We start from the raw sequence: 21,469 nt of genomic DNA on the forward strand, positions 1-21,469 counted from the left end.
CTATTCCTGAAGGTTGAACCCGCGGACGATCCGGTCTCCTTCGATCAGCGCGACGGGGATGAGCCCGTCGACGGCGACGTGAAGACCGCTTGCCAGCGGAACCCGGGAAAGCCGCTGTCCGACACGGAGCAGGCGGGCTTCATCGGGGGTGACGGGAAAGGCCGGGATGTCGTCCAGCCCTGCTTGCAATGGCAGAAGTGCCCCGTCGAGCGAGCCGCCCTTAGCGCATTCGCCAAGAAAGTCCAACGATATCGCCTGGGCAAGCGTGAACGGCCCGGCCTTGGTCCGCCGCAGCATGGTGACATGGCCGACGGTGCCCAGCGCCAGCGCGAGGTCGCGGGCGAGGCTGCGGATATAGGTGCCTTTCGAGACGGTAGCGGAGAGGGTGATCTCCTCCAGCGGGCCATCCTCGCCGCCGACCCGCTCAAGCGTATGGATGGTGACGTCGCGGCTCTTGAGTTCGACTTCCTCCCCGGCGCGGGCGAGGTCATAGGCGCGGTGGCCATCGATCTTGAGGGCCGAATAAGCCGGCGGAACCTGGCTGATCGGGCCGGTGAAGGCCGGGAGGGCGGCGTCTACCTCGGCGAGCGTCGGGCGATGGGGGCTGGACGCGATTTCCTTGCCTTCGAGGTCAAGCGTGTCGGTCTGGCTGCCGAAGCGGATGGTGAAGTCGTAGCTTTTCACCGCATCGAGCATGCGTCCGGCAAGCTTGGTCGCTTCGCCCAGCGCGATGGGCAGCACGCCGGTCGCGAGTGGATCGAGCGTGCCGCCGTGGCCGACCTTGGTCTTCGCCTCGCCGGCGTCACGCAGCGCACGTTTGACCGCTGTCACTCCTTGGGTGGAGCCAAGGCCGAGAGGCTTGTCGAGGACGATCCAGCCCGAAAGCGGGCGCTTCACGCCGCGGGCTCGTGCGGATGGGCTTCCTCCGCCGACCGTAGCCGCGCGAAGAAATGGCGGCGGCAGAGGGCAACATAGCGGTCGTTGCCGCCGATCTCGGTCTGCAGCCCCTGCGCCACCGCGCGGCCATCGGCATCGACGCGAAGGTTCATGGTCGCCTTGCGCCCGCACTCGCAGACGGCCTTCAGTTCGACGAGGGCATCGGCCAAGGCGAGCAGCGCCGCGCTCCCGGGGAATAGCGCTCCGCGGAAATCGGTGCGCAGGCCATAGCACAGCACCGGCACGTCCATCTCGTCCGCCAGGCGGCACAATTGAAGCACTTGCGGCTCTGTCAGAAATTGCGCCTCGTCGACCAGCACACAATGGACCCGGCGACGGCTGAGTTCGGCTCCTACGGTTTCAAGCAGATCGGTGGTGCCATCGAAACTATGCGCGTCCGCCCCGATGTCCAGCCGCGAGGAGATCCGGCCCTCGCCCGCGCGGTCGTCGAGCGCGGCGGTCCACAGCATCGTTTCCATGCCGCGTTCGCGATAATTGAAATCGGCTTGCAGCAGCGTCGTCGATTTACCCGCATTCATCGCGGCATAGTAGAAATAGAGCTTGGCCATGGGCGGCCTTGTACCCCGGCCGAAGCCGGGGTCCAGTTCACTTCTTCGCGACGGCCTTTCCGCCCTTCTTGCCAAGCTCGGCCTGCGCTGCCGACGATTTGCGGGGGTTGGATTTGCCCTCGTGGCTGGCCTTGGCGTTGGCTTTCTGCGCGGTGGCACTGCCGTGGCCTTTTTTCTCGGTCATGCGTACTCTCCTCACTGTCGCAGCGTAAAACGCCGGAGCGCGCAAGGGTGCCTTACGGTCCTTCGCCCACCCATTCGTCGCGGAGGATCGAGAAGATCACCGTGTCCCGGACATGGCCGGTCCAGGTGATGGTGTCGGCCCGCAGCACGCCTTCGCGGACGGCGCCGAGCTTGGCCACCGCCGCCTGCGAGCGGTGGTTGCGGGCATCGACCCGGAACTCGATCCGGCGAAACCCGCAAGCGATGGCGCGGCGGATCATCATGTCCTTGATGCGCCGATTGAAGCCCGTTCCGCGCAGGGCAGGGCGACAGTAAGTGAAGCCGATTTCCAGCACGCGATGGCGCGGGTCGATGCGCAGGAAGCTCGACATGCCAGCAAGGACGTCGCCGTCGAAGAGAACGAAGGTCTCGGCATCCCGCCGGGCGAGCAAGGCGTCGATCGTGTTGTCGAACTGGTCCGGCCCGCAATTGACGGAATAGATCGACCAGATGTCGCGGTCTTCGGCGCAGGCGCTCTTGAGTGCCGCGCGATAGTCCTCGGCGAAGGGAAGGGCGGAGCAGCCATCGCCCGTCATCGGCGCGGCCAGCTCACTCATTGCTCGTCGGAGAGATCCTGCTTGACGTGCGGGGTGCGCAGGATCTGATCGATCTTGCCGCCTTCGTCGAAACTCTCGTCCGCCAAGAACTTGAGCTTGGCGGCATATTTAGTGTTCACCCGCCGGGCGACCTCGCCCTGGAAGAAGGCGGTGTTGGTGCGCAGCGCCTTCAGCACCACTTCCTCGTCCTGGCCGAGCAACGGCTTCACGAACACGGTGGCGTGGCGCAGGTCCGGGCTCATCCGGACTTCGGTGACGCTGACGAGATGGCTCTGCAACGTCGCATCATGGACGTCGCCACGTGCCAGCACTTCGCTCAGCACGTGGCGCACCTGCTCGCCGACTCGCAGCAAGCGGACCGAACGACCTTCCGAGGTTTCCTGTTTTCTCAAGCCACAATCATCCAGCCAGCAACGGGTATTAATAGCAGACAGGGCAGAAGGCACCCGCAGCCCTCGCCGAGGCACCCCCCAAAATCTGCTCCGTCGAAGAGCCGCTTGAACCGCGTCTTCTTTCGAATTTGCCTCGTCAAAGCGTCCGGGCGCGCTCCTCAACCTCGAACACTTCGAGGTTGTCGCCAGCTTTGATGTCGTTGGTGTCGGCCAGCAGCACACCGCACTCCAGACCCGCGATGACTTGCGCCACGTCGTCCTTGAAGCGACGCAGCGAGCTGATCGTGGTCTTGGAAACGATGACGTCCTCGCGGGTGAGGCGCGCGTGGAGCCCCTTGCGAATGACACCTTCGAGCACCAGCAGACCGGCGGCCTTGTCGCGCTTGCCGGCCGGGAAGACCTCCTGCACGCGGGCACGGCCGACGACCGTTTCGATGATCTCGGGCCCAAGCTCGCCCGCCATCGCACCCTTGGCCCAGTCGGTCAGGTGATAGATGACGTCGTAATAGCGAAGCTCGGTCTTGTTCCGCGCCGCGACTTCACGTGCCTTGGCGTTCGGACGGACGTTGAAGCCGATGATCGGCGCCCCGGTGGCCGAGGCCAAGGTGACATCGCTTTCGGTGATCGCGCCGACGCCCGAATTCAGAATGCGGACCTTGATCTCGTCGGTCGACAGGCGGTTGAGCGCATTGACGATCGCTTCGGCCGAGCCCTGCACGTCGGCCTTCACCACCAGCGGGAATTCGATGATGGTGGAGGCCTTGTTGGCGAACATATTCTCAAGGCTCATCGGCGCGGCGGTGGTCCGCTTGCGATCGAGCACGCTCTGGCGATAGCTCGCGACTTCGCGCGCACGGGCTTCGTTCTCGACGACGGTGAGCTGATCGCCCGCCGACGGGACCGAGCCCAGGCCGAGGACTTCGACCGGCATCGACGGACCGGCGACCTTGACCTGCTTGCCATGATCGTCGGTCATCGCGCGGACCTTGCCCGACGCGGCGCCGACCACCAGGACGTCACCGACCTTCAAGGTGCCGCGCTGCACCAGAACGGTCGCCAGCGGACCCCGGCCCTTGTCGAGCTTGGCTTCGATCACCGTGCCTTCGGCGGCGCGGTCGGGATTGGCCTTGAGTTCGAGGATTTCGGCCTGCAGCGCGATGGCGTCGAGCAGCCCGTCGAGGTTGGTGCCCTTCAATGCCGACACTTCGACATCCTGAACGTCGCCGCCCAGCTGTTCGACCACGATTTCGTGCTGAAGCAGTTCCTCGCGGACCCGCTGCGGCTTGGCATCGGGCTTGTCGATCTTGTTGATCGCCACGATCATCGGCACGCCGGCCGCCTTGGTGTGGTTGATCGCCTCGATCGTCTGCGGCTTCAGTCCGTCGTCGGCAGCCACCACCAGCACCACGATGTCGGTGACATTGGCACCGCGCATGCGCATTTCGGTAAAGGCTTCGTGGCCCGGCGTGTCGAGGAAAGTGATGAGATCGCCGCTCGGCACCTTCACCTGATAGGCGCCGATATGCTGAGTGATGCCGCCGGCTTCGCCCGACACGACATTGGCGCCGCGAAGCGCGTCGAGCAGCGAGGTCTTGCCGTGATCGACATGGCCCATGATGGTCACCACCGGCGGACGGGCGACGAGGGTCGCCGCATCATCGACGTCGGCCGCGGTGTCGATATCGACATCGCTGTCGCTGACGCGCTTGATGTTGTGGCCGAACTCGGTGACCAGCAGTTCGGCGGTGTCCTGATCGATGCTCTGATTGACGGTCACCGGGGTGCCCATCTTGAACAGCGCCTTCACCAGATCGGCGGCCTTTTCGGCCATGCGGTTGGCAAGCTCACCGACGGTGATGCTGTCGGGCACCACGACGTCACGGACCTGCTTTTCGCGCGGACCCGACTGCGAATAAGCGCGCTTTTCCTTTTCGCGCGCCCGGCGAAGGGCGGCGAGGCTGCGCGAGCGATCGTCGTCACCGGCAAGGGCGCGGGTGACGGTGAGCTTGCCCGAATGGCGACGATCGTCGCCGCCGCGCTGGCCGGGACGCGCCGGACGAGCCGGCTCGGGACGGCGCGCGGGCGAGGCACTGCCACCACCGCTGCTGCTGCTGCTGCTTCCGCCGCCCGAGGAGGGCGCGGATTGCTGCTGGCTCGCCTGGGGGGCGGCCTGGGGTTGGGGCTTGGGCGCGGGCGGCGGCGGTCGGCGCACCGGCTGGAACATCTGGCCGGGGCGCGACGCCACGGTGCGCGGGGTGGCCGCGGGAGCGGGAGCCTCGGGCTCGGGCGCGGGAGCGGCAGCCGCCGCAGCAGCAGCGGCTTCCGCAGCCTTGTCGGCTTCGTCGGCCTTGCGGGCTTCCTCCTCGATTCGCCGCTTGGCGTCTTCCTCGGCCTGGCGGGCGGCCTCTTCGTCGGCCTTGCGCTTGTCCTCGGCGCGCTTCTTTTCGTCCTCGGTAGCGTTGACCTTGGCCTGCTCTTCGCGGCGACGAGCGTCTTCGAGCGCGGTCATGCGCGCTTCTTCGGCCTCGCGCATCCGGCGAGCGGTTTCTTCCTTGCGGGCCGCAATATCGTCGGCCGCCGAACGGCGCGGGGCCGCCGGAGCGGGAGCAGGCGCAGCAACGGGCGCCGGCGCCGGTGCGGGCGCGGCGGCTTCGGGCTCTGGCGCAGCAGCGGGCGCCTCGCCCGGTCGGCCGAGGATGCGGCGCTTCTTGACCTCGACCACCACCGTGTTCGAACGGCCGTGGCTGAAGCTCTGCTTGACCTTGCCAGTCTCAACCGTGCGCTTGATGCCCAGCGGCGGCCGGGTACCCAGCTTCGGCTTGTCGGTCTGGTCGCTCATAAATTCCTTATCTACTCGTCGTCAGCAAGGGGTTGACCAACGACGTCGTCGCCGCGGCCTAGCCCAGCAGTTCCTACAATGAAAGCACGCCAGCGTTTGAGGGTGCCAAGCACGCGCGCGGCCGCTCTCGGGTCGGTCAGGGCAACATGTACCACATTTTCCCGTCCCAGCGCCATGCTCAAGATGGTGCGCGAAGCCGGTATTTCCAAGCCTTGGTGATGACCAAGCTCCTCGGCCCCGCCGACCCGCCACGCCTGATCGAGCTTGCGGCGGCCATCGGCCCCGGCATCGGCGGCGTGGAGAAGGAGGTGGACCTTGCCCCGGCGGCAGGCTTCATCGACCCGGTCGGCACCGTTGATCAGCGTGCCCGAGCGCGCTTCCATACCCAGCCGGTCGAGCGAGGCGCGGGAAAGCGCCTGCTCGATCCGCTCGGGCAGGTCGGCCGGGATCTCGACTCCTTGGGTCTTGAACGCGCGCGACAGCGCGGCTTTCAATTTGCCCTTTGCGATCGCGGTCTCGAGTTCGGGCCGGGACACGCCGATCCACGCCCCGCGCCCAGGCGCCTTGGCGCGGACATCGGGGTGGACCTGGCCATCGGGGCCGAGGACGAGCCGGATCAGTTCCGCCTTGTCGGCGGATTGGCGCGTCAGGACGCAGGTGCGTTCGGGCCCATGCCCGTCCGCACCGTCGCCGTCAGTGGGCGCTAGCGCCTCATTGCGAGGATTCCGCATCGGCGGCCTCCTCAGCGTGCGGGGCTTCGGCCTCGTCTTCGAACCAATGCGCGCGGGCGGCCATGATGATCTCGTTGCCCTGCTCTTCGGTCAGGCCATATTCGGCGAGGATCCCGCCCTTGTCCTCGGCCCGCTGCGGCGCGTTTTCGGCGCGGCGGCGCGGTTCGGGACGCTTCTTCTGGACGAGTTCGTCGGTTGCGAGATCGGCAAGATCGTCGAGGGTCAGGATCTTGGCCTTGCCCAAAGTCACCAGCATCTGCTCGGAAAGATGCGGCAGCTCGGCCAATGCATCCTCGACACCCAGACCACGGCGTTCTTCGCGGGCAGCCGCTTCACGGCGCTCCAGCGCTTCGGAGGCACGCTCCTGAAGCTCGGTCGCAATGTCGTCGTCGAGGCCTTCGATCGACGCGATTTCGTCGGCTTCGACGTAGGCCACTTCCTCAAGGCTGGTGAAGCCTTCGGCGACCAGCAGCTGAGCCAGCGTCTCGTCGACGTCCAGTTCGTTCTGGAACATCTCCGAGCGCTCGACGAATTCCTTCTGGCGCTTCTCGGAGGCGTCAGCCTCGGTCAGAATGTCGATTTGCGAGCTGGTCAGCTGCGAGGCGAGACGCACGTTCTGGCCGCGGCGGCCGATCGCCAGGCTGAGCTGGTCATCGGGCACCACCACTTCGATCCGGCCTTCTTCCTCGTCGATCACGACTCGGGCAACGGTCGCGGGCTGGAGGGCGTTGACGACGAAGGTCGCGGTGTCCTCGCTCCAGGGAATGATATCGATCTTCTCGCCCTGCATTTCCTGCACGACGGCCTGCACGCGGCTGCCCTTCATGCCGACACAGGCACCGACCGGGTCGATCGAGCTGTCGTAGCTGATGACGCCGATCTTGGCGCGGCTGCCCGGATCGCGGGCTGCGGCCTTGATCTCAATGATGCCGTCGTAGATTTCGGGCACTTCCTGCGCGAACAGCTTCTTCATGAAGTCGGGGTGCGAGCGGGAAAGGAAGATCTGCGGGCCGCGGGTTTCGCGGGCGACACGCAGGATCAGACTGCGGACGCGGTCGCCGACGCGGTGCATTTCGCGCGGGATCTGCGCATCGCGGCGGATCACGCCCTCGGCGCGGCCAAGGTCGACGACGACGTGGCCGAATTCGACCCGCTTGACGACGCCAGTGATGATCTCACCGGTGCGGTCCTTGAATTCTTCATACTGGCGCTCGCGCTCGGCGTCGCGGACCTTCTGGAAGATGACCTGCTTGGCGGCCTGCGCGGCGATGCGGCCGAATTCGATCGGGGGCAGGGGATCGACGATGAAGTCGCCCACCGCGGCATCGGCCTTGAGCTTCTGCGCGCCCTTGAGGTCGATCTGCTTGTAATAATCTTCCGGGGCTTCCTCGACCACTTCGACAACGCGCCACAGGCGCAGGTCGCCGGTCTGCGGGTCGAGCTTGGCGCGGATGTCGTTTTCCTGGCCGTAGCGAGCGCGGGCGGCGCGCTGGATCGCGTCTTCCATCGCTTCGATGACGATGCCGCGATCGATCAGCTTTTCGCGCGCAACGCTGTCGGCGATGGCGAGCAGCTCGGCCCGGTTGGCCGTCGGTGCGGCGGGAGCGGCGGTGGCCATGATTCTTACTCTTCCTCTTGGGTTTCGAGTTGGTCGGCACCATCCAAAGGTGCCTCGAAGACTTCATCGGCGCCCTCGGTCGAGAGCGGTTGGGTGGCGGCAATCAAACGGTCGGTCAGCAGCAGCTTGGCCGAATGAATGGCATCGAAGGGGATCCGGCGCGTGCCTTGCGAGCCCGAGATCAGGATCGTCTCGTCCTCGACGCCTTCGATGTCACCGGTCACCTGCTTGGCGCCATCGACTTCGCGGGCTAGCTTGAGGCGGGCTTCGTGGCCCTGCCAGTCGCGATAATCCTTGAGCCGGGTCAGCGGCCGGTCGATGCCGGGCGAACTGACCTCCAGCCGGTAGGCGCCCTCGACGGGATCGTGGCCGGCGGCCTCCATTTCGTCGAGAACGTCGGACACCCGGCGCGACAGCGCTTCGCAATCGCCGAGGTCGAGCTGACCCGTCTCGGGCCGTTCGGCCATGATCTGCAACGTCGGATCGGACTTGCCGCCGATCATCGCCACGCGCACGAGTTCGAACCCGAGTGCCTTGGCCTCGGTCTCGATCCGTGAAGTCAGCGTTGCGTCCATGCGGCTCCCATCAATCCAAACCCCCTCGGACCGCCGCGGTGTCCCGGGCAGCCTCGCCAGCATCGACGATGTGAGGAGGAGATTCGTGTATAGGGAGAGCGGCGCGGTTGCGCAACCGGCTCAGTGCGCCTTGAACACCCAATAACGATTGAGCAGGAAGCTCAGGATCGGAGTCGCGGCCATCATCAGCGGGGTGGCGGCCAGCGGCGAGAGGCCGAGTTGCTTCACCGTCAGCCAGATCCAGAAATTGTTGATCGCAAAAGCGATGCCCGCCGAGATCAGGAAGCGCCCGAGCTGCAGCGCTTCGCCCTTGTTGCCGCCTTCGCGGAAGCTCCAGCGGCTGTGGACGAAATAGCCGATCGACAGTCCCACTGCGGTGCTTCCGACATTGGCGAGGTAGGGATCGACGTGATGCCAGACCAGCGCCGAAAAAGCCGAGGTCGCGAGCCAGGTCACGAACAGGCCAGCGATGATGTAGCGGATAAGCTGGCGCGAGGCAGGATGCGCCAGCAATTGCTGCGCCTTGCGGGCGTGACCGGCCATCAACGGTCGAAGCATCAGACGAGCTCGGCGACCGCCGGAACGGGCCGGGGAGCGCGCCCCGCACCGGCCATGGCGGGCGCGAGCCGTTCCTTGCTGGTGAACAGGGTGGAAGAGGTCAGCCCCATTTTGCACAGCCGATACAGGAACGCGGTGCCGAGTACGCCGAAGCCGTAGGTGCAGCTGCGGCGGAAGTTGATGCTCGACGCTTCCTCGAAATAGCGGGTCGGGCAGCTGATCTCGCCGATCTGGAAGTTCGTCCACATGGTCTGCGCGATCATCTGGTTGTCGAACACGAAGTCGTCGGAGCAGGCCGGAAGCGCCAGCGTTTCCAGCACGTTCCGGCTCCAGGCGCGATAGCCCGTGTGATATTCGCTGAGCTTGGCGCCCATCAGCAGATTCTGAAGCGCGGTAAGGCAGCGGTTGGCGACATATTTGTAGATCGGCATCCCGCCCGCGAGCGCGCCGTTGCCGAGGATTCGCGAGGCGAAAACGGCGTCGTAATGACCCGATGCGATCATCCCGGCCATCGCCGGGATCAGCTTTGGGCTGTACTGATAATCGGGGTGGAGCATGATCACGATGTCGGCCCCGCGCTCCAGCGCGATGGTGTAGCAGGTCTTCTGGTTGCCGCCGTAGCCGCGGTTGTCGTCGTGGGTCGCGGTAAAGATTCCGAGCTCGCGGGCGAGGGCCGAGGTGCGGTCCTTGCTGCAATCGTCGACCAGGATCACGTCGTCGACGATGCTGAAGTCGATTTCGTTGTACGTCCGCTCGAGCGTCCGGTCGGCGTTATAGGCCGGAAGAACCACCGCCACCTTTTTACCGTTGATCACCAAACGCTCTCCTTCAAACCGCGAATGGCCGCAACCATCGCCGAGGAAGGTTAACGAGAGTGTAAACGCTTGCAGAAAAAGTGCGGCCTTGGGAAGAGCGGGGTGCTGCGGGGCAGCGCGGGTGGGGAACAGGGTGACAGGCAAGGTGGATAGGTGGCTCCGGCAGCCGCTGTTGGCGGAGCGTCCGACGACCGACAATCGCGGCGCGCGCTGGCTGTTGTTGGGGGTCTGGCTGACCGTTACGATCGTGCTGGCGGTGAAGCACGTGCCCTGGCGCGATGAGGCGCGGGCCTGGTCGCTGATGCTGATGGGCCGGTCGTGGCCTGACATGTTTCGCACCGTTCAAGGCGAGGGTCATCCCTACCTGTGGTACATGCTGCTGCGCGCCGGGTGGGAGGTGTTCGGGGCGCCCGAGGTGCTGCGCGTGACCGGTCCCGTCATCGGCGCCGCGGCCTCCGCGCTGCTGATCCTGCGCGGGCCGTTCCGGATCGGCATGCTGGCGCTGCTGGTGTTCAGCCTTCACCTCGGCTTCGAATATACGGTGCTGAGCCGCAACTACGGCATCTCGGCGCTAATCATTCTCGTCATCGCCGCGTCCTGGACCCGCATCCGCGACAGCCTGTGGCTGGGCGCGCTGCTGATCCTCTTGTGCAATACCAACGTGCCGAGCGTGTTCATTGCCGGCTCTTTCGCTTTCTATCGGCTGCTCGAAGTGTGGGAGGGCAATCGCAACCTCCACTCGCCTGAATGGCGGCGCTGGATGCTCAACGTCGCGCTGCTGCTGGTCGGCACCTTGCTGTGCTTCATCGCGGTCTATCCGCCGGCCAATGACTCGGCCTCCAGTGCCGGATCGGCGCCGCTCACGCTCCCCAACCTCCTCGGCGCGCTGTTCACCGCCGAGCGGTCGTTCATGGCGATCGGGCTTGGCAATGCGTCGCTGTTCGGATCCCTGGTGGTGCTGTTCAGCCTGTTGCTGTTCCTCGACCGGCCCAAGGCGCTCGCCACCGCGGCGCTTGCGCTCATCACCCTCAAATTCTTCTTTTTCTTCGTCTATCCGGGCTACTACCGGCATTCGTCGCTGTTCTTCATCTTCTTGATTGCCTTGGCCTGGATCGAAGCGGGCAAGGGCTGGGTGCGCGAATGGAAAACGGCGGACGTGCGCCCGGCGCTGTTGCTCGGCACAACCGCCTTCGTAGTCTTGATGGGCGCGCAAACGGCCCGCTATCTCGCCGATCCGATCGCGAACCTCGTTGAAGGGCGGCCTTATTCGCATGCCGCCGACCTCGCCCAGATCCTCAATCGGCCGGAATATTCGGGCTCGATGCTGATGATCGATCCCGATTCGATGGGAGAATCGGTCGTTTACCAGACCGGTCGGCCCTATTGGCTGATCCGCCGCGACCGATTGGCCACGCTGACGCCCTTTTCGTCGGCGGGCGACAAAAGGCTGACGCTCGACCGGCTGCTGCAACAGGCGGATGGCTTAAAAAGCCGGACCGGCCGACCAGTGGTCATCGCGCTGGCGCTCAATCTCGATCGGACGCAGTCGGGCGCCTACGACATGATGTACCGCGACTATACCTTGCTGACGCCGGCCAGCGTGGCGCGATTCAAGGCGGCGACTCGCAAGATTGCTTCGCTACGGAATGCCGGCGGCGACGAGGAATATGACGTCTACGTCTATCCCCGCTGATCAGCCGCCGAGCGCGCCCATTTCGGCGCGGATGCGGATGGTCAGGACGATGGCGTTCAAGATCGAGAAGATCAGCGCGACCTGCCACAGGCCGAAGACCAGTGGCAGCACTGCGATCTCGCCGATCACGACCAGGTAATTGGGGTGCCGCACGAAGCGGAACGGTCCGCCGGTGACCAGCGGAGCATTCGGGAGCACGATGATCCGCGTCGTCCACCGCGGCCCGAGAGTCCTCAACACCCATAACCGCCCTGCCTGAAGCAGCATGAAGAGGGCGAACAGCCACCAGTGAATGTCGCGTCCGGGCGCCAGCCAGAACAGGGTAGCGAGCCAGCCCGCATGCACCGCGACGATCAGCGGATAATGGCCTGGCGCATGCTCGTAAGCGCCGGCGGCGAGCAGCCGGGCGGTGTTGGCCTGCGCGATCTTCAGTTCGGACAGGCGCTGAAACAGCACGAAGAACAGGATGGCGTAGGCCGGCCAGTGATGCTCGCTCATGCGCGCTCCAGTGTCAGGGCGGCGCAGGTGAAGCCGGGACCGAAGGCGGTCATCAAGGTCCGCTCGGGAAGGCCGCGCGCGATCAGCCGTTCGGCGACGAACAGGACGGTCGGCGCACTCATGTTGCCATGATCTCGAAGCACCTCGCGTTCCAGATCGAGGGCGCCTGAGGGCAATTGGAGCGCTTCCTCGATCGCGGTGATCACCTTGGCTCCGCCGGGATGCGAGCAGAGCCGGTCGATGTCGCGCCGCGAAAGGCCGATGTCGCCGAGGATGCCGTCGATCGCTCCCGCGAGTTCGGCAGTGACGAACGGGGGGATGGCACGGTCGAACACGACGGCGAGGCCAGGATCCTCGACCCGCCAGCCCATGATGCCGAGCGTGTCGGGCCATTGCCGTTCGCCCGCTGCGGCGATGGTGGCCGGGCCGCTTCCTTCGGTCGACACGATGGCCGCCGCCGCGCCGTCGCCGAACAGCGCGGTCGCGACCAGCGCCGCGGGATCGTCGGTGTCGAGCCGGATCGAAATCGAGCAGGTCTCGACACAGACGAACAGCCAGCGAGTGCCCGGCTCAGCTGCGGCGAGGCGCGCGGCGGTGGCGAGGCCGCTGACCCCGCCCGCGCAGCCGAGGCCGAAGACCGGCACGCGCCGGACGTCGGAGCGGAAGCCGAGCCGCGGGGCGACCCGTGCTTCGAGGCTCGGAGTAGCAATCCCCGTGGTCGACACGAACACGATGCCGTCGATGTCGCTGGGCTGGAGACCCGCCTTTACGATCGCCCCAAGCGCCGCATCCTCGAACAATTGCTCTGAAGCGCGGAGATACAGGTCGTTGCGCGACTGCCAGCCGTGATCGCCCGCATACCAGTCGAGCGGCGCGACGAGATTGCGCCCATCGATTCCGGCATTGTCGAACACGCCCGACAGGCGGTCGTAAAGCGCCTTGCGCCCGGAAAAGAGGTCGCGGCCGATTGCTTTGGCCTCAGCCTGGCTGATGCGATAGGGCGGGACGGCAGAGGCGAGGCTGAGTAAAGTGACGGGCTGCACTAAGTGAGGTGCTTCCTATTTTGGGCCCCTAAGGTAGGGGTTCGAGCAATGTAACTCGCCGAGGAGGATTAAGGATGCGACGTAGGGCTCTTCATGGCGTGATGGCCTTTGGACTAGCGCTTTCGGCCTGCGGAACGGCCGCCGTTCCGGCCCAGGATCAGCCGGCGACGGGCGGACAGGTGCCGTTCAAGGTGGCTCCGGTCGCCAGCTTCGACACGCCGTGGGCGATGACCTTCCTGCCGGGTGGCCGCGAGGCGCTGGTCAGCGAGAAGGAGGGGCGCCTGTGGGTCGTCAATGCCGCCACCGGCGCCAAGACCGCGGTATCGGGCCTGCCCAAGCTCAAGGTCGCGGGGCAGGGCGGTCTTGGCGATGTAGTCGTCGGCCCGCAGAACCGCATCTATCTCAGCTACGTCGAAGGCGGCGACGGTGGGACCAGCGGTGCGGCGGTCGGCTACGGCCGGCTGGTGAAGACCGGCGCCACCTACGCGCTGCAAGGCTTCAAGACCGTGTGGCGCCAATCGCCCAAGGTCACCGGCAACGGCCACTTCTCACACCGCATCGCCTTCGGTCCCGATGGCGCGATGTACCTGACCTCAGGCGACCGGCAGAAATTCCAGCCGGCGCAGGACATGACCGGCAATCTCGGCAAGGTGCTTCGCCTGACTCCCGAAGGACAGCCGTTCCCGGGCAATCCGTGGGCGGCCAAAGGCGGTGTGCAGGCGCAATTTTATTCGATCGGCCATCGCAACGTCCTCGGCATCTCGTTCGCGCCCGACGGAAAGCTCTGGCAGCATGAGATGGGGCCGCAGGGCGGCGACGAGGTCAATCTCATCGTGGCCGGCAAGAATTACGGCTGGCCGGTGGTGTCCAACGGTTCCAACTATGGCGGCGGCGATATTCCCGATCATCCGACCCGCCCCGAGTTCGAAGCGCCCAAGGTCTGGTGGAACCCTGCTGTGTCGCCCGCCGGCATGATCGTCTACTCCGGCAACCTGTTCCCGCAATGGAAGGGCGACATCCTGATGGGCGCGTTGTCGGGCAAGTCGTTGATTCGCATCGACGTCAACGGCGATCAGGCGGCCAAGGCCGAGCGCTGGCCGATGGAGCGCATCCGCGAGGTCGAACAGGGCCCCGGCGGCGAAGTCTATCTTCTCGAGGACAGCGGCCGGCTTCTGCGCCTGACCCCGGCCTGAAGATACGAAAAGGGGCGGCCCCGCGAGGAGCCGCCCCTTTATATTGTCAGCGATCAGCTAATCAGGCAGCGCGGCCCTTGCCGCGCAGGCTGTTCAGCACTGCGAGACCAAACACGGCGGCGGCGGTGTAGCTGGCAGCCTTGTTGTTGTTCACGAAGTCGCGAACCTGGCCGAAGCCCTTGCGCAGTTCGCCCGTCAGCTGATCGACGGTGCCGTCCTGCTGCAGCTTGGCATCGCCGGTGACTTCGCCGAGACCGCGCTTGAAATCGCCCTTGGTGGCCGTGCCTTCGCCGGCGATCGTGTCGATGTTCATTATTGTTCTCCGAAATTGGGTTCGCGGCATCAACGCGCGAGAGGCGCAGGAGTGCCGTTCGTGTTTGCAGGCGTCCGCGCATCTGCCAAAGGGCCCGGCGTGACGTTACGGCCCTCGCACTCGCTGCTCGCTTTTCCCCTCGGCCTCCTGTCCGCGCTTGCCTTTGCGCCGGTCGGACTGTGGCCGCTGATGCCGCTCGCCTTTGCGGTGCTGGCGCTGCTGGTCGCGCGAAGCGGGAGCTTGCCGCGTGCCCTGTGGACCGGCTGGCTGTTCGCGGTCGGGCAATTCGTGCTCGGTCTCAACTGGATCGCTACCGCCTTTACCTACCAGGCGGCGATGCCGGCGTGGCTCGGCTGGCTGGCGGTGGTGCTGCTCAGCCTGTATCTGGCGGTCTATCCGGCGCTGGCGACCGGCCTTGCCTGGCGCTTCGGACAGTGCTCGCCGACCGGATTGGTGCTGGCGCTGGCCGGCGGCTGGGCGGTGAGCGAGTGGCTGCGGGCGACCATGTTCACGGGCTTCGCGTGGAATCCGGTTGGCGTAACCCTGCTCGAGACCTTCTGGCGCTTGAGTGCGGCGGGTATCGGAACGTATGGACTGTCGGTGCTGGTGGTGCTGCTGGGCGGCGCGCTGTTCCTTTTGTTCTCCGCCGCCCGGCGAAACGCGCTCGTCCTCGCAACCCTTGTTCTCGCTGTCGGTGCGTCGGGCTGGCTTCGCGCACCGCTACCCCAGGTTGCGGCGGCAAAGAAACTCCGCATCGTTCAGCCCAACATCGGCCAGGAAGACAAATGGCGCGAAGGGCTGGAAGAAGAAGCCTTCCAACGCCTCTCCAAGCTGTCGGCCCTTCCGGCCGGTGCACCACCGACCTTGATCCTGTGGCCCGAGGTTGCGGTGCCGGTCGCCTTTCAGCTCGAAGGTCCGCCGCCCGCGCGCCTGACCACGCCGCTGCCGCCGGCCCGCCGGGCGGGTGCCTTGCTGCGGCCGGGCGGCGATCTGCTCGTCACCGGCGCCTTTGCGCTGGTAGTCGATCGCAATGCGAAGCTGGTCGGAAGCACCAACAGCGTGATGCCGATCGCGGGCGACGGAAGCATTCTCGGCCGCTACGACAAGGCGCATCTGGTGCCCTACGGCGAATATCTGCCCATGCGGCCCTTGCTGTCGGCGATCGGTCTCAGCCAACTGGCGCCGGGCGAAGGCGACACGCTGGAAGGCCCGGGACCACGCAACTTGTCGATCCCCGGCTGGGGCATCATGGGGGTGCAGGTCTGCTACGAGATCATCTTCTCGGGACAGGTGATCGATCCCGCGCACCGCCCGAACTTCCTGTTCAACCCGTCCAACGACGCCTGGTTCGGCGCGTGGGGCCCGCCCCAGCACCTCGCCCAGGCCCGCCTGCGCGCGGCGGAGGAGGGATTGCCCGTGATCCGCTCGACCCCGACCGGGATCAGCGCCGTGATCGATGCGAAGGGCAATCTCCTGGCCAGCCTGCCGTGGCGGACCGCCGGCGCAATCGATGCCGACCTCCCACCCTCCGCAGCGTCAACGCTTTTCAGTCGCCATGGCAATGTGATCCCCCTGAGCCTGGCGTTCCTGCTCGTCGTGTTGGCGGTTGGCATGGACGCGCGGGCTCGCTACAGACAGCACATATAAAGCTATCTTTATATCCTTATATCCGCTCCCAGACGCACCGGAGTCCCATGCGCCAGTCCTATCTTTTCACCTCCGAATCCGTGTCCGAAGGCCATCCCGACAAGGTCGCCGACCAGATCAGTGACGCCATCGTCGATCTGTTTCTTAGCAAGGACCCTGAAGCGCGCGTCGCCTGCGAAACGCTAACCACCACCAATCTCGTGGTCCTCGCCGGCGAAATCCGCGGCAAAGGCATCATGGACGAGGCCGGGAACTGGGCGCCCGGCATCGAAGATGAGATCGAAGAGGTCGTCCGTGAGACGGTGAGGAAGATCGGCTACGAGCAGGACGGCTTCCACTGGGAAAGCCTGCGCTTCGAGAACAACCTCCACCCGCAATCGGCGCACATCGCGCAGGGCGTGGACGCCAGCGGCAACAAAGACGAGGGCGCGGGCGACCAGGGCATCATGTTCGGTTTCGCCTGCGATGAGACGCCCGACCTGATGCCGGCGACGCTCGACTACAGCCACAAGATCCTCGAAAAGCTGGCCGCCGACCGCCATTCGGGCGCCGCGCCGTTTCTCGAGCCTGATGCCAAGAGCCAGGTCACCCTGCGCTTCGAAAACGGCAAGCCGGTTGCCGCGACCGCCATCGTCGTCTCGACCCAGCACAAGAAGGGCTATGACGAGGGCGACAAGGAAGCCGAACTCAAGGCCTATGTCCGCGACGCGATCGCCAGCGTGATTCCGGCCAATCTGCTGAGCGACGAGACCGTTTATCACATCAACCCGACCGGCAGCTTCGAGATCGGCGGCCCTGACGGCGATTCGGGTCTGACCGGGCGCAAGATCATCGTCGACACCTACGGCGGGGCGGCCCCGCATGGCGGCGGCGCGTTCTCGGGCAAGGACCCGACAAAGGTCGATCGTTCGGCGGCTTACGTCTCGCGCTATCTGGCCAAGAACATCGTCGCGGCTGGCTTGGCGACTCGCTGCACCATTCAGCTGAGCTATGCTATCGGCGTGTCGGAGCCGCTGTCGCTGTATGTCGATACGCACGGTACCGGCAGCGTCGGCGACGACAAGCTCGAGCAGGCGATCGGCAAGATTGAACGGCTCGGCCGGCTGACCCCGCGCGGCATCCGCACCGCGCTCGGCCTCAACAAGCCGATCTATTCCAAGACCGCTGCCTACGGCCACTTCGGTCGCAAGGCCGAGGGCGAGCTATTCCCTTGGGAAAAGACCGACCTTGGCGACGAACTGAAGTCGCTGGTCGCCTAAAGATCAGGCGCCCGCCGCCCGCGGCACGGGAGCAAGCTTGCCCAGCGCGGGCAGCTTCTCCCGGCTTCGGCCCAGCGACCAGTTGGCCTGCATCCTCACCTGCGGGTTGGGAACGCACCAGATCTCGCCGCCTTCGTCCATGGCAACGACCCACAGCAGGTCGAATTCCGGGCCATAGTCGATGACGGCCATGGCCTGACCTTTGCCGCGGTCGACGACATGAAGCGGAAGGGGCGGGGCGAGTTGCGTGAAGCTCATGCCCCCATAAACGATCAATTCGCGATCGCGGGCCCGCAATGGCCCAAAGGCGGGGGACCTACCGCCGGTCGCGGCTGAAGTCGCGGTCCGGCGTGGGCGTGTCGGGCGATTGCTGGACGCCCACGCGGTGCTTGTAGACCAGTTCGCCGCCAAGCCAGCCCGAGTAAGCCAGGAGTGCTACGCTCGCGAGGCTCAGCCACACGCCGAAGCCTGCGACCTGATCGGCGCCGCTGGCAAGGCGAATGGCAAGGTTCACAGCCTCGAGCGTCACCACCACGATGTTGGCGATCATGTGCCGGGTCGCGGCACCGATCGTCTTGATCCGATCGTCGCCGAGATAATCGGTCATTCCCGCCGCCGCCGCGGCCAGCGCGGTAACGAGGCCGATCCCGAGCAGCCAACTGCTTGCCGTCGCCCAGCCGCGCTCCAGCGTCGTCAGCAACATGACGTCGGTCACCAGCGCGCCGATGAAGCTGACGATGGGGAAAGGAATCAGCAAAGGGTGGATCGGATGCCCACCGATCTGCGCCGTGCTGCGGGGATTGTCGCCAGTCATTACCGTCTTAGCCGCCTTGCCAGTTGTCGCGTGAACGCAGGGCACTAAAGGCAGGTCCCATGACCGCCTTCAAGTCCGGTGATCCCACCACGCTCAATCGTCTGTATGGCCGCTCGAGTGGCCACAAGCTGCGGCAAGGCCAGCAGGAGCTGATCGACCGCCTCCTGCCCGAGATCGGCGTGCCCGCCGAGGGCGAGATCAGTTCGCGGATCCTGTTCGGCGACGACCGGCCGCTGCATTTCGAGATCGGGTTCGGTTCGGGCGAGCATCTCGCCTATCGCGCCGACCTGCTGCCCGATCACGGCTTCATCGGGTGCGAGCCGTTCTTGAACGGCGTTGCAACCGCGCTCGGCCATGTCCGCGACGGGCCGCTGCGCAACGTGCGGCTGCACATGAACGACGCGCTCGAGGTGCTGCGCCGGGTGCCCGACGGCAGCCTCTTGATGCTCTATCTGTTGCATCCGGACCCTTGGCCCAAGGCGCGCCATGCCAAGCGGCGGATGGTGAACGACGGCCCGGTCGGCCTGTTTGCCGACAAGATCAAGCCGGGCGGCGAACTGCGGATCGCGACCGATCATCCGATCTACCTCGAATGGACGCTGAGCGTCATGGCCCGCCACACCGACACGTTCGAATGGCTGGCCGAAAAGCCGTCGGACTTTCTCGATCCCCCGTCCGGCTGGATCGAGACCCGCTACGGCGCCAAGAGCCGGCGCGAGGGGCGGCGGCCTTATTATCTTAAATATCGTCGCCGCTAGGCGTCGGGCAGCTCGGTGCCTTCGGGGGCGTGGAGGCGAAGCCGGATTAGCCTGCGCTCATCCGCTTCGACCGATTCCAAACGCCAGCCGCTTGGGTGAGCGATGCTTTCGCCCGGCTCTAGGATCCGGCCGGCAAGCAGGAAGGCGAGCCCGCCCAGCGTGTCGACTTCGTCGTCCTCGGCGATCAGGCGGGCATCGACCGCTTCGGCAAGCTCGTCGAGCTCGAGACGCGCATCGGCTTCCCACAGGCCGTCGTCGAGCCGGGCGAGCAGGGGCTGCTCTTCCTCGTCATGTTCGTCGGCGATGTCCCCAACGATTTCCTCGACCACATCCTCGATGGTGACGAGGCCCTCGGTCCCGCCGAATTCGTCGATCACCACCGCAAGATGCGTCCGCTCGGCCCGCATCCGCGCGAGGAGATCGAGGACACCCATACTTTCGGGCACATACAACGGCACGCGCAGGATCTCGTCGACGCTCTTGCGCTCGGTGGCGTCGAAATAGGCGTTGAAGACGTCCTTGATGTGAACCATGCCGACGATCTCGTCGAGGCTCTCGCCGGTGATCGGAAGGCGGCTGTGCCCGGCCTCGGCGAAGATCTTGGCGAGTTCTTCCATGCTGCTGCCATGCTTGGCCGAGATGATCTCGCCGCGGGTGACGCAGATGTCGCCGGCGGTGCGGTCGCCGAAATGCAGCAGATTCTTCAGCATCTGCCGTTCGAGCGGGCTGAGGTCGCCCTGCTTGGGACTGTCGTCTTCAGCGTCGTCGATCGCTTCCTCGATCTGATCGCGCAGCGTCGTCTCGCCGTCGTCGCCGAACATCAGGCTGCGCAGGCCGCGCCACAAGCGCGATCCGGTGTCGGGCTCGGTCGCCATCAGGCGGCCACCTCATAGGGATTGGCAAGGCCAAGCCGAGCGAGGGCGCGGATTTCGCGGGCTTCCATGTCTTCGGCGGTCTCGTCGTCTAAGTGGTCGTAACCAAGCAGGTGAAGGGTGCCATGCACCAGCAGGTGCGTGGCATGGGACGTTAAAGGCAGGGCTTTTTCCTCGGCCTCGCGGGCGCAGGTTTCGCGCGCCAGCACGATGTCGCCGAGCAACAGTTCGGGGCCGGGGGTATCGGCGTCGTCGAGTTCGTCGGCTTCGGCCTGCGGGAAGGACAGGACGTTGGTCGGCTTGTCCTTGCCGCGCCATTCGGCGTTGAGGCCGCGCACTTCCTCATCATTGGTGAGCACGACCGACAGTTCGACAGGCCGCGCGGCCTGCACGAGCCCAGGAAAGGCGCTTTCGGCGATGGCGGCCTGGGCCGCGGCTTCGGCAAGCCGCGCCCAGTCGGTGCTACTGTCCCATTCCTCGTCGGCGTCGATAGTAATGTCGAGGCTCACCGGCCGGGACCCTCATAGGCTTCGACGATGCGCCCGACGAGCGGATGGCGCACCACGTCGGCGGCGCTGAACCGCACCGTCGCCAGCCGCGGAATGCCTTCGAGCTTGTCCACCGCATCGGCGAGCCCGCTTTCGACCCCGCGCGGGAGGTCGGTCTGATTGGGATCCCCGCAGATCACCATGCGCGACCGCATGCCGAAGCGGGTGAGAAACATCTTCATCTGCTGCGGCGTGGTGTTCTGCGCTTCGTCAAGAATGATGAAGGCGTCGCTGAGCGTGCGCCCGCGCATGAAGGCGATCGGCGCGATCTCGATCTCACCACTCGCGATCCGCCGCTCTACCTGCTCGGTCGGAAGCATATCGTACAGCGCGTCGTACAGCGGGCGGAGATAGGGATCGACCTTCTCCTTCATGTCGCCCGGCAGAAAGCCCAGGCGCTCGCCAGCCTCGACCGCCGGACGCGACAGGATCAGCCGATCGACCTGCCCGCCGATCAGCATCGACACCGCCTGCGCTACCGCGAGATAGGTCTTGCCGGTACCCGCCGGTCCCAGCGCGAAGATCATGTCGTCGCGGGCCAGCGCTTCCATGTAGCTGGTCTGGATGGTCGAGCGCGGAACGATGGTCTTCTTGCGGGTGCGGATCATCACCCGGTTGGGGTTGGCGGCCGGCGCATCGGCGTCGGGCACGATCCCGTCGAGCTGGCGCTGCGCGCCCATGCCGATTACGCTTTCGACCACCGCCAGATCGACGTCCTGACCGGCATCGAGGCGGCTGTAGAGATCGACCAGCACTTCGCGGGCCTTGGCCGCGCTGTCGGGCTCGCCTTCGATCTGCACACGGGTGCCCCGCGCGGCGATGTTGACGCCGAGCCGGTCTTCGATCGCCACCAGGTGGCGGTCATATTCGCCGAATAGCGGCCCAAGCAGATAAGGCTGCTCGAACTCGATTTCGAGGCGGGCGCGGGTGGGGTCGTCCACGGCGCGAAGGTCGGGGCGCTTGGGCATCTAGCGGCGTGAAGCCTTGAATGTCGTCATCGTTCCCGAATGTAGTGCGTC

General features: G+C 65.7%; 24 protein-coding genes. 5 read left to right on the forward strand and 19 right to left on the reverse strand.

Annotated elements, in window-relative coordinates:
* The 11 genes from truB to V6R86_RS07910 form a co-directional block, all read right to left on the reverse strand.
* Complete coding sequence (truB, locus tag V6R86_RS07860; RefSeq protein ID WP_338503474.1) at positions 1-897, reverse strand: tRNA pseudouridine(55) synthase TruB; 897 nt, start codon at positions 895-897, stop codon at positions 1-3.
* The gene (locus V6R86_RS07865; protein WP_338503475.1) at positions 894-1,505 is read right to left on the reverse strand and encodes a thymidine kinase; all 612 of its coding nucleotides are present in this window, start codon (positions 1,503-1,505) and stop codon (positions 894-896) included. Before V6R86_RS07865 ends, truB begins: the two co-directional genes overlap by 4 nt.
* 37 nt (positions 1,506-1,542) lie before the next feature.
* Positions 1,543-1,689 (reverse strand): hypothetical protein, encoded by a 147-nt coding sequence (locus tag V6R86_RS07870; protein ID WP_338503477.1) that lies wholly within the window; start codon positions 1,687-1,689, stop codon positions 1,543-1,545.
* Between the two features lie 52 nt (positions 1,690-1,741).
* Positions 1,742-2,284: a GNAT family protein gene (locus tag V6R86_RS07875; protein ID WP_338503479.1), complete on the reverse strand. Its 543-nt coding sequence runs from the start codon at positions 2,282-2,284 to the stop codon at positions 1,742-1,744.
* Entirely contained in the window at positions 2,281-2,676 is a 396-nt protein-coding gene (rbfA, locus tag V6R86_RS07880; protein ID WP_338503481.1) for a 30S ribosome-binding factor RbfA, read from the reverse strand. Before rbfA ends, V6R86_RS07875 begins: the two co-directional genes overlap by 4 nt.
* A gap of 136 nt (positions 2,677-2,812) precedes the next feature.
* A complete protein-coding gene (gene infB / locus V6R86_RS07885; RefSeq protein ID WP_338503483.1) occupies positions 2,813-5,515 on the reverse strand; it encodes a translation initiation factor IF-2 in 2,703 nt (900 codons plus the stop codon).
* 11 nt (positions 5,516-5,526) lie between these two features.
* Positions 5,527-6,246, reverse strand: coding sequence for a DUF448 domain-containing protein (locus V6R86_RS07890; RefSeq protein WP_338503485.1), 720 nt, complete (start codon positions 6,244-6,246; stop codon positions 5,527-5,529).
* Entirely contained in the window at positions 6,227-7,864 is a 1,638-nt protein-coding gene (gene nusA / locus V6R86_RS07895) for a transcription termination factor NusA (protein WP_338503486.1), read from the reverse strand. Before nusA ends, V6R86_RS07890 begins: the two co-directional genes overlap by 20 nt.
* A gap of 5 nt (positions 7,865-7,869) precedes the next feature.
* Positions 7,870-8,439: a ribosome maturation protein RimP gene (gene rimP / locus V6R86_RS07900; RefSeq protein WP_338503488.1), complete on the reverse strand. Its 570-nt coding sequence runs from the start codon at positions 8,437-8,439 to the stop codon at positions 7,870-7,872.
* Positions 8,440-8,559: 120 nt separating this feature from the next.
* Complete coding sequence (locus V6R86_RS07905; RefSeq protein ID WP_338503489.1) at positions 8,560-8,997, reverse strand: GtrA family protein; 438 nt, start codon at positions 8,995-8,997, stop codon at positions 8,560-8,562.
* Positions 8,997-9,812, reverse strand: coding sequence for a glycosyltransferase family 2 protein (locus tag V6R86_RS07910; protein WP_338503491.1), 816 nt, complete (start codon positions 9,810-9,812; stop codon positions 8,997-8,999). Before V6R86_RS07910 ends, V6R86_RS07905 begins: the two co-directional genes overlap by 1 nt.
* A gap of 145 nt (positions 9,813-9,957) precedes the next feature.
* On the opposite strand from V6R86_RS07910, the gene V6R86_RS07915 reads away from it, so the two are divergent.
* Complete coding sequence (locus V6R86_RS07915; RefSeq protein WP_338503493.1) at positions 9,958-11,505, forward strand: hypothetical protein; 1,548 nt, start codon at positions 9,958-9,960, stop codon at positions 11,503-11,505.
* Here V6R86_RS07915 and V6R86_RS07920 read toward each other — a convergent pair whose 3' ends face one another.
* Together V6R86_RS07920 and V6R86_RS07925 are read right to left on the reverse strand one after the other, a co-directional pair.
* A complete protein-coding gene (locus tag V6R86_RS07920; RefSeq protein WP_338503495.1) occupies positions 11,506-12,003 on the reverse strand; it encodes an isoprenylcysteine carboxyl methyltransferase family protein in 498 nt (165 codons plus the stop codon).
* Positions 12,000-13,046: a type III polyketide synthase gene (locus V6R86_RS07925; protein WP_338503497.1), complete on the reverse strand. Its 1,047-nt coding sequence runs from the start codon at positions 13,044-13,046 to the stop codon at positions 12,000-12,002. Before V6R86_RS07925 ends, V6R86_RS07920 begins: the two co-directional genes overlap by 4 nt.
* 74 nt (positions 13,047-13,120) lie before the next feature.
* Here V6R86_RS07925 and V6R86_RS07930 point away from each other — a divergent pair, with 74 nt between their 5' ends.
* A complete protein-coding gene (locus V6R86_RS07930; RefSeq protein WP_338503499.1) occupies positions 13,121-14,239 on the forward strand; it encodes a PQQ-dependent sugar dehydrogenase in 1,119 nt (372 codons plus the stop codon).
* Between the two features lie 61 nt (positions 14,240-14,300).
* Here V6R86_RS07930 and V6R86_RS07935 read toward each other — a convergent pair whose 3' ends face one another.
* Positions 14,301-14,552, reverse strand: coding sequence for a CsbD family protein (locus V6R86_RS07935; protein WP_338503501.1), 252 nt, complete (start codon positions 14,550-14,552; stop codon positions 14,301-14,303).
* A gap of 99 nt (positions 14,553-14,651) precedes the next feature.
* On the opposite strand from V6R86_RS07935, the gene lnt reads away from it, so the two are divergent.
* Both lnt and metK read left to right on the forward strand, forming a co-directional pair.
* On the forward strand, positions 14,652-16,199 hold the full coding sequence (gene lnt / locus V6R86_RS07940; RefSeq protein ID WP_338503503.1) for an apolipoprotein N-acyltransferase: 1,548 nt from the start codon (positions 14,652-14,654) through the stop codon (positions 16,197-16,199).
* A gap of 47 nt (positions 16,200-16,246) precedes the next feature.
* Entirely contained in the window at positions 16,247-17,458 is a 1,212-nt protein-coding gene (gene metK, locus V6R86_RS07945; RefSeq protein ID WP_338503505.1) for a methionine adenosyltransferase, read from the forward strand.
* A gap of 3 nt (positions 17,459-17,461) precedes the next feature.
* Here the strand turns inward: metK and V6R86_RS07950 are convergent, their stop codons facing one another.
* Positions 17,462-17,716, reverse strand: a complete 255-nt coding sequence (locus V6R86_RS07950; protein ID WP_338503507.1) for a hypothetical protein — start codon at positions 17,714-17,716, stop codon at positions 17,462-17,464.
* A 58-nt stretch (positions 17,717-17,774) separates the two neighbouring features.
* Positions 17,775-18,272: a DUF2231 domain-containing protein gene (locus tag V6R86_RS07955; RefSeq protein ID WP_338503509.1), complete on the reverse strand. Its 498-nt coding sequence runs from the start codon at positions 18,270-18,272 to the stop codon at positions 17,775-17,777.
* A 59-nt stretch (positions 18,273-18,331) separates the two neighbouring features.
* Between V6R86_RS07955 and trmB the strand changes: the two genes are divergently transcribed.
* Entirely contained in the window at positions 18,332-19,030 is a 699-nt protein-coding gene (gene trmB / locus V6R86_RS07960; RefSeq protein WP_338503511.1) for a tRNA (guanine(46)-N(7))-methyltransferase TrmB, read from the forward strand.
* Here the strand turns inward: trmB and V6R86_RS07965 are convergent.
* From V6R86_RS07965 to V6R86_RS07975, 3 genes are read right to left on the reverse strand one after another with little or no spacing between them, the layout of a single operon-like run.
* Positions 19,027-19,905 carry a hemolysin family protein gene (locus tag V6R86_RS07965; protein ID WP_338503513.1) on the reverse strand — a complete coding sequence of 293 codons (879 nt, stop codon included), beginning with the start codon at positions 19,903-19,905 and terminating at the stop codon, positions 19,027-19,029. The two genes, trmB and V6R86_RS07965, sit on opposite strands and share 4 nt — an antisense overlap.
* Positions 19,905-20,411, reverse strand: coding sequence for an rRNA maturation RNase YbeY (gene ybeY / locus V6R86_RS07970; protein WP_338503515.1), 507 nt, complete (start codon positions 20,409-20,411; stop codon positions 19,905-19,907). Before ybeY ends, V6R86_RS07965 begins: the two co-directional genes overlap by 1 nt.
* A complete protein-coding gene (locus V6R86_RS07975) occupies positions 20,408-21,418 on the reverse strand; it encodes a PhoH family protein (protein ID WP_338503517.1) in 1,011 nt (336 codons plus the stop codon). The genes ybeY and V6R86_RS07975 overlap by 4 nt, the downstream gene beginning before the upstream one ends.
* Positions 21,419-21,469: the final 51 nt, after the last annotated feature.

Source organism: Sphingomonas kaistensis (assembly GCF_036884275.1).
GTDB lineage: Bacteria > Pseudomonadota > Alphaproteobacteria > Sphingomonadales > Sphingomonadaceae > Sphingomicrobium > Sphingomicrobium kaistense_A.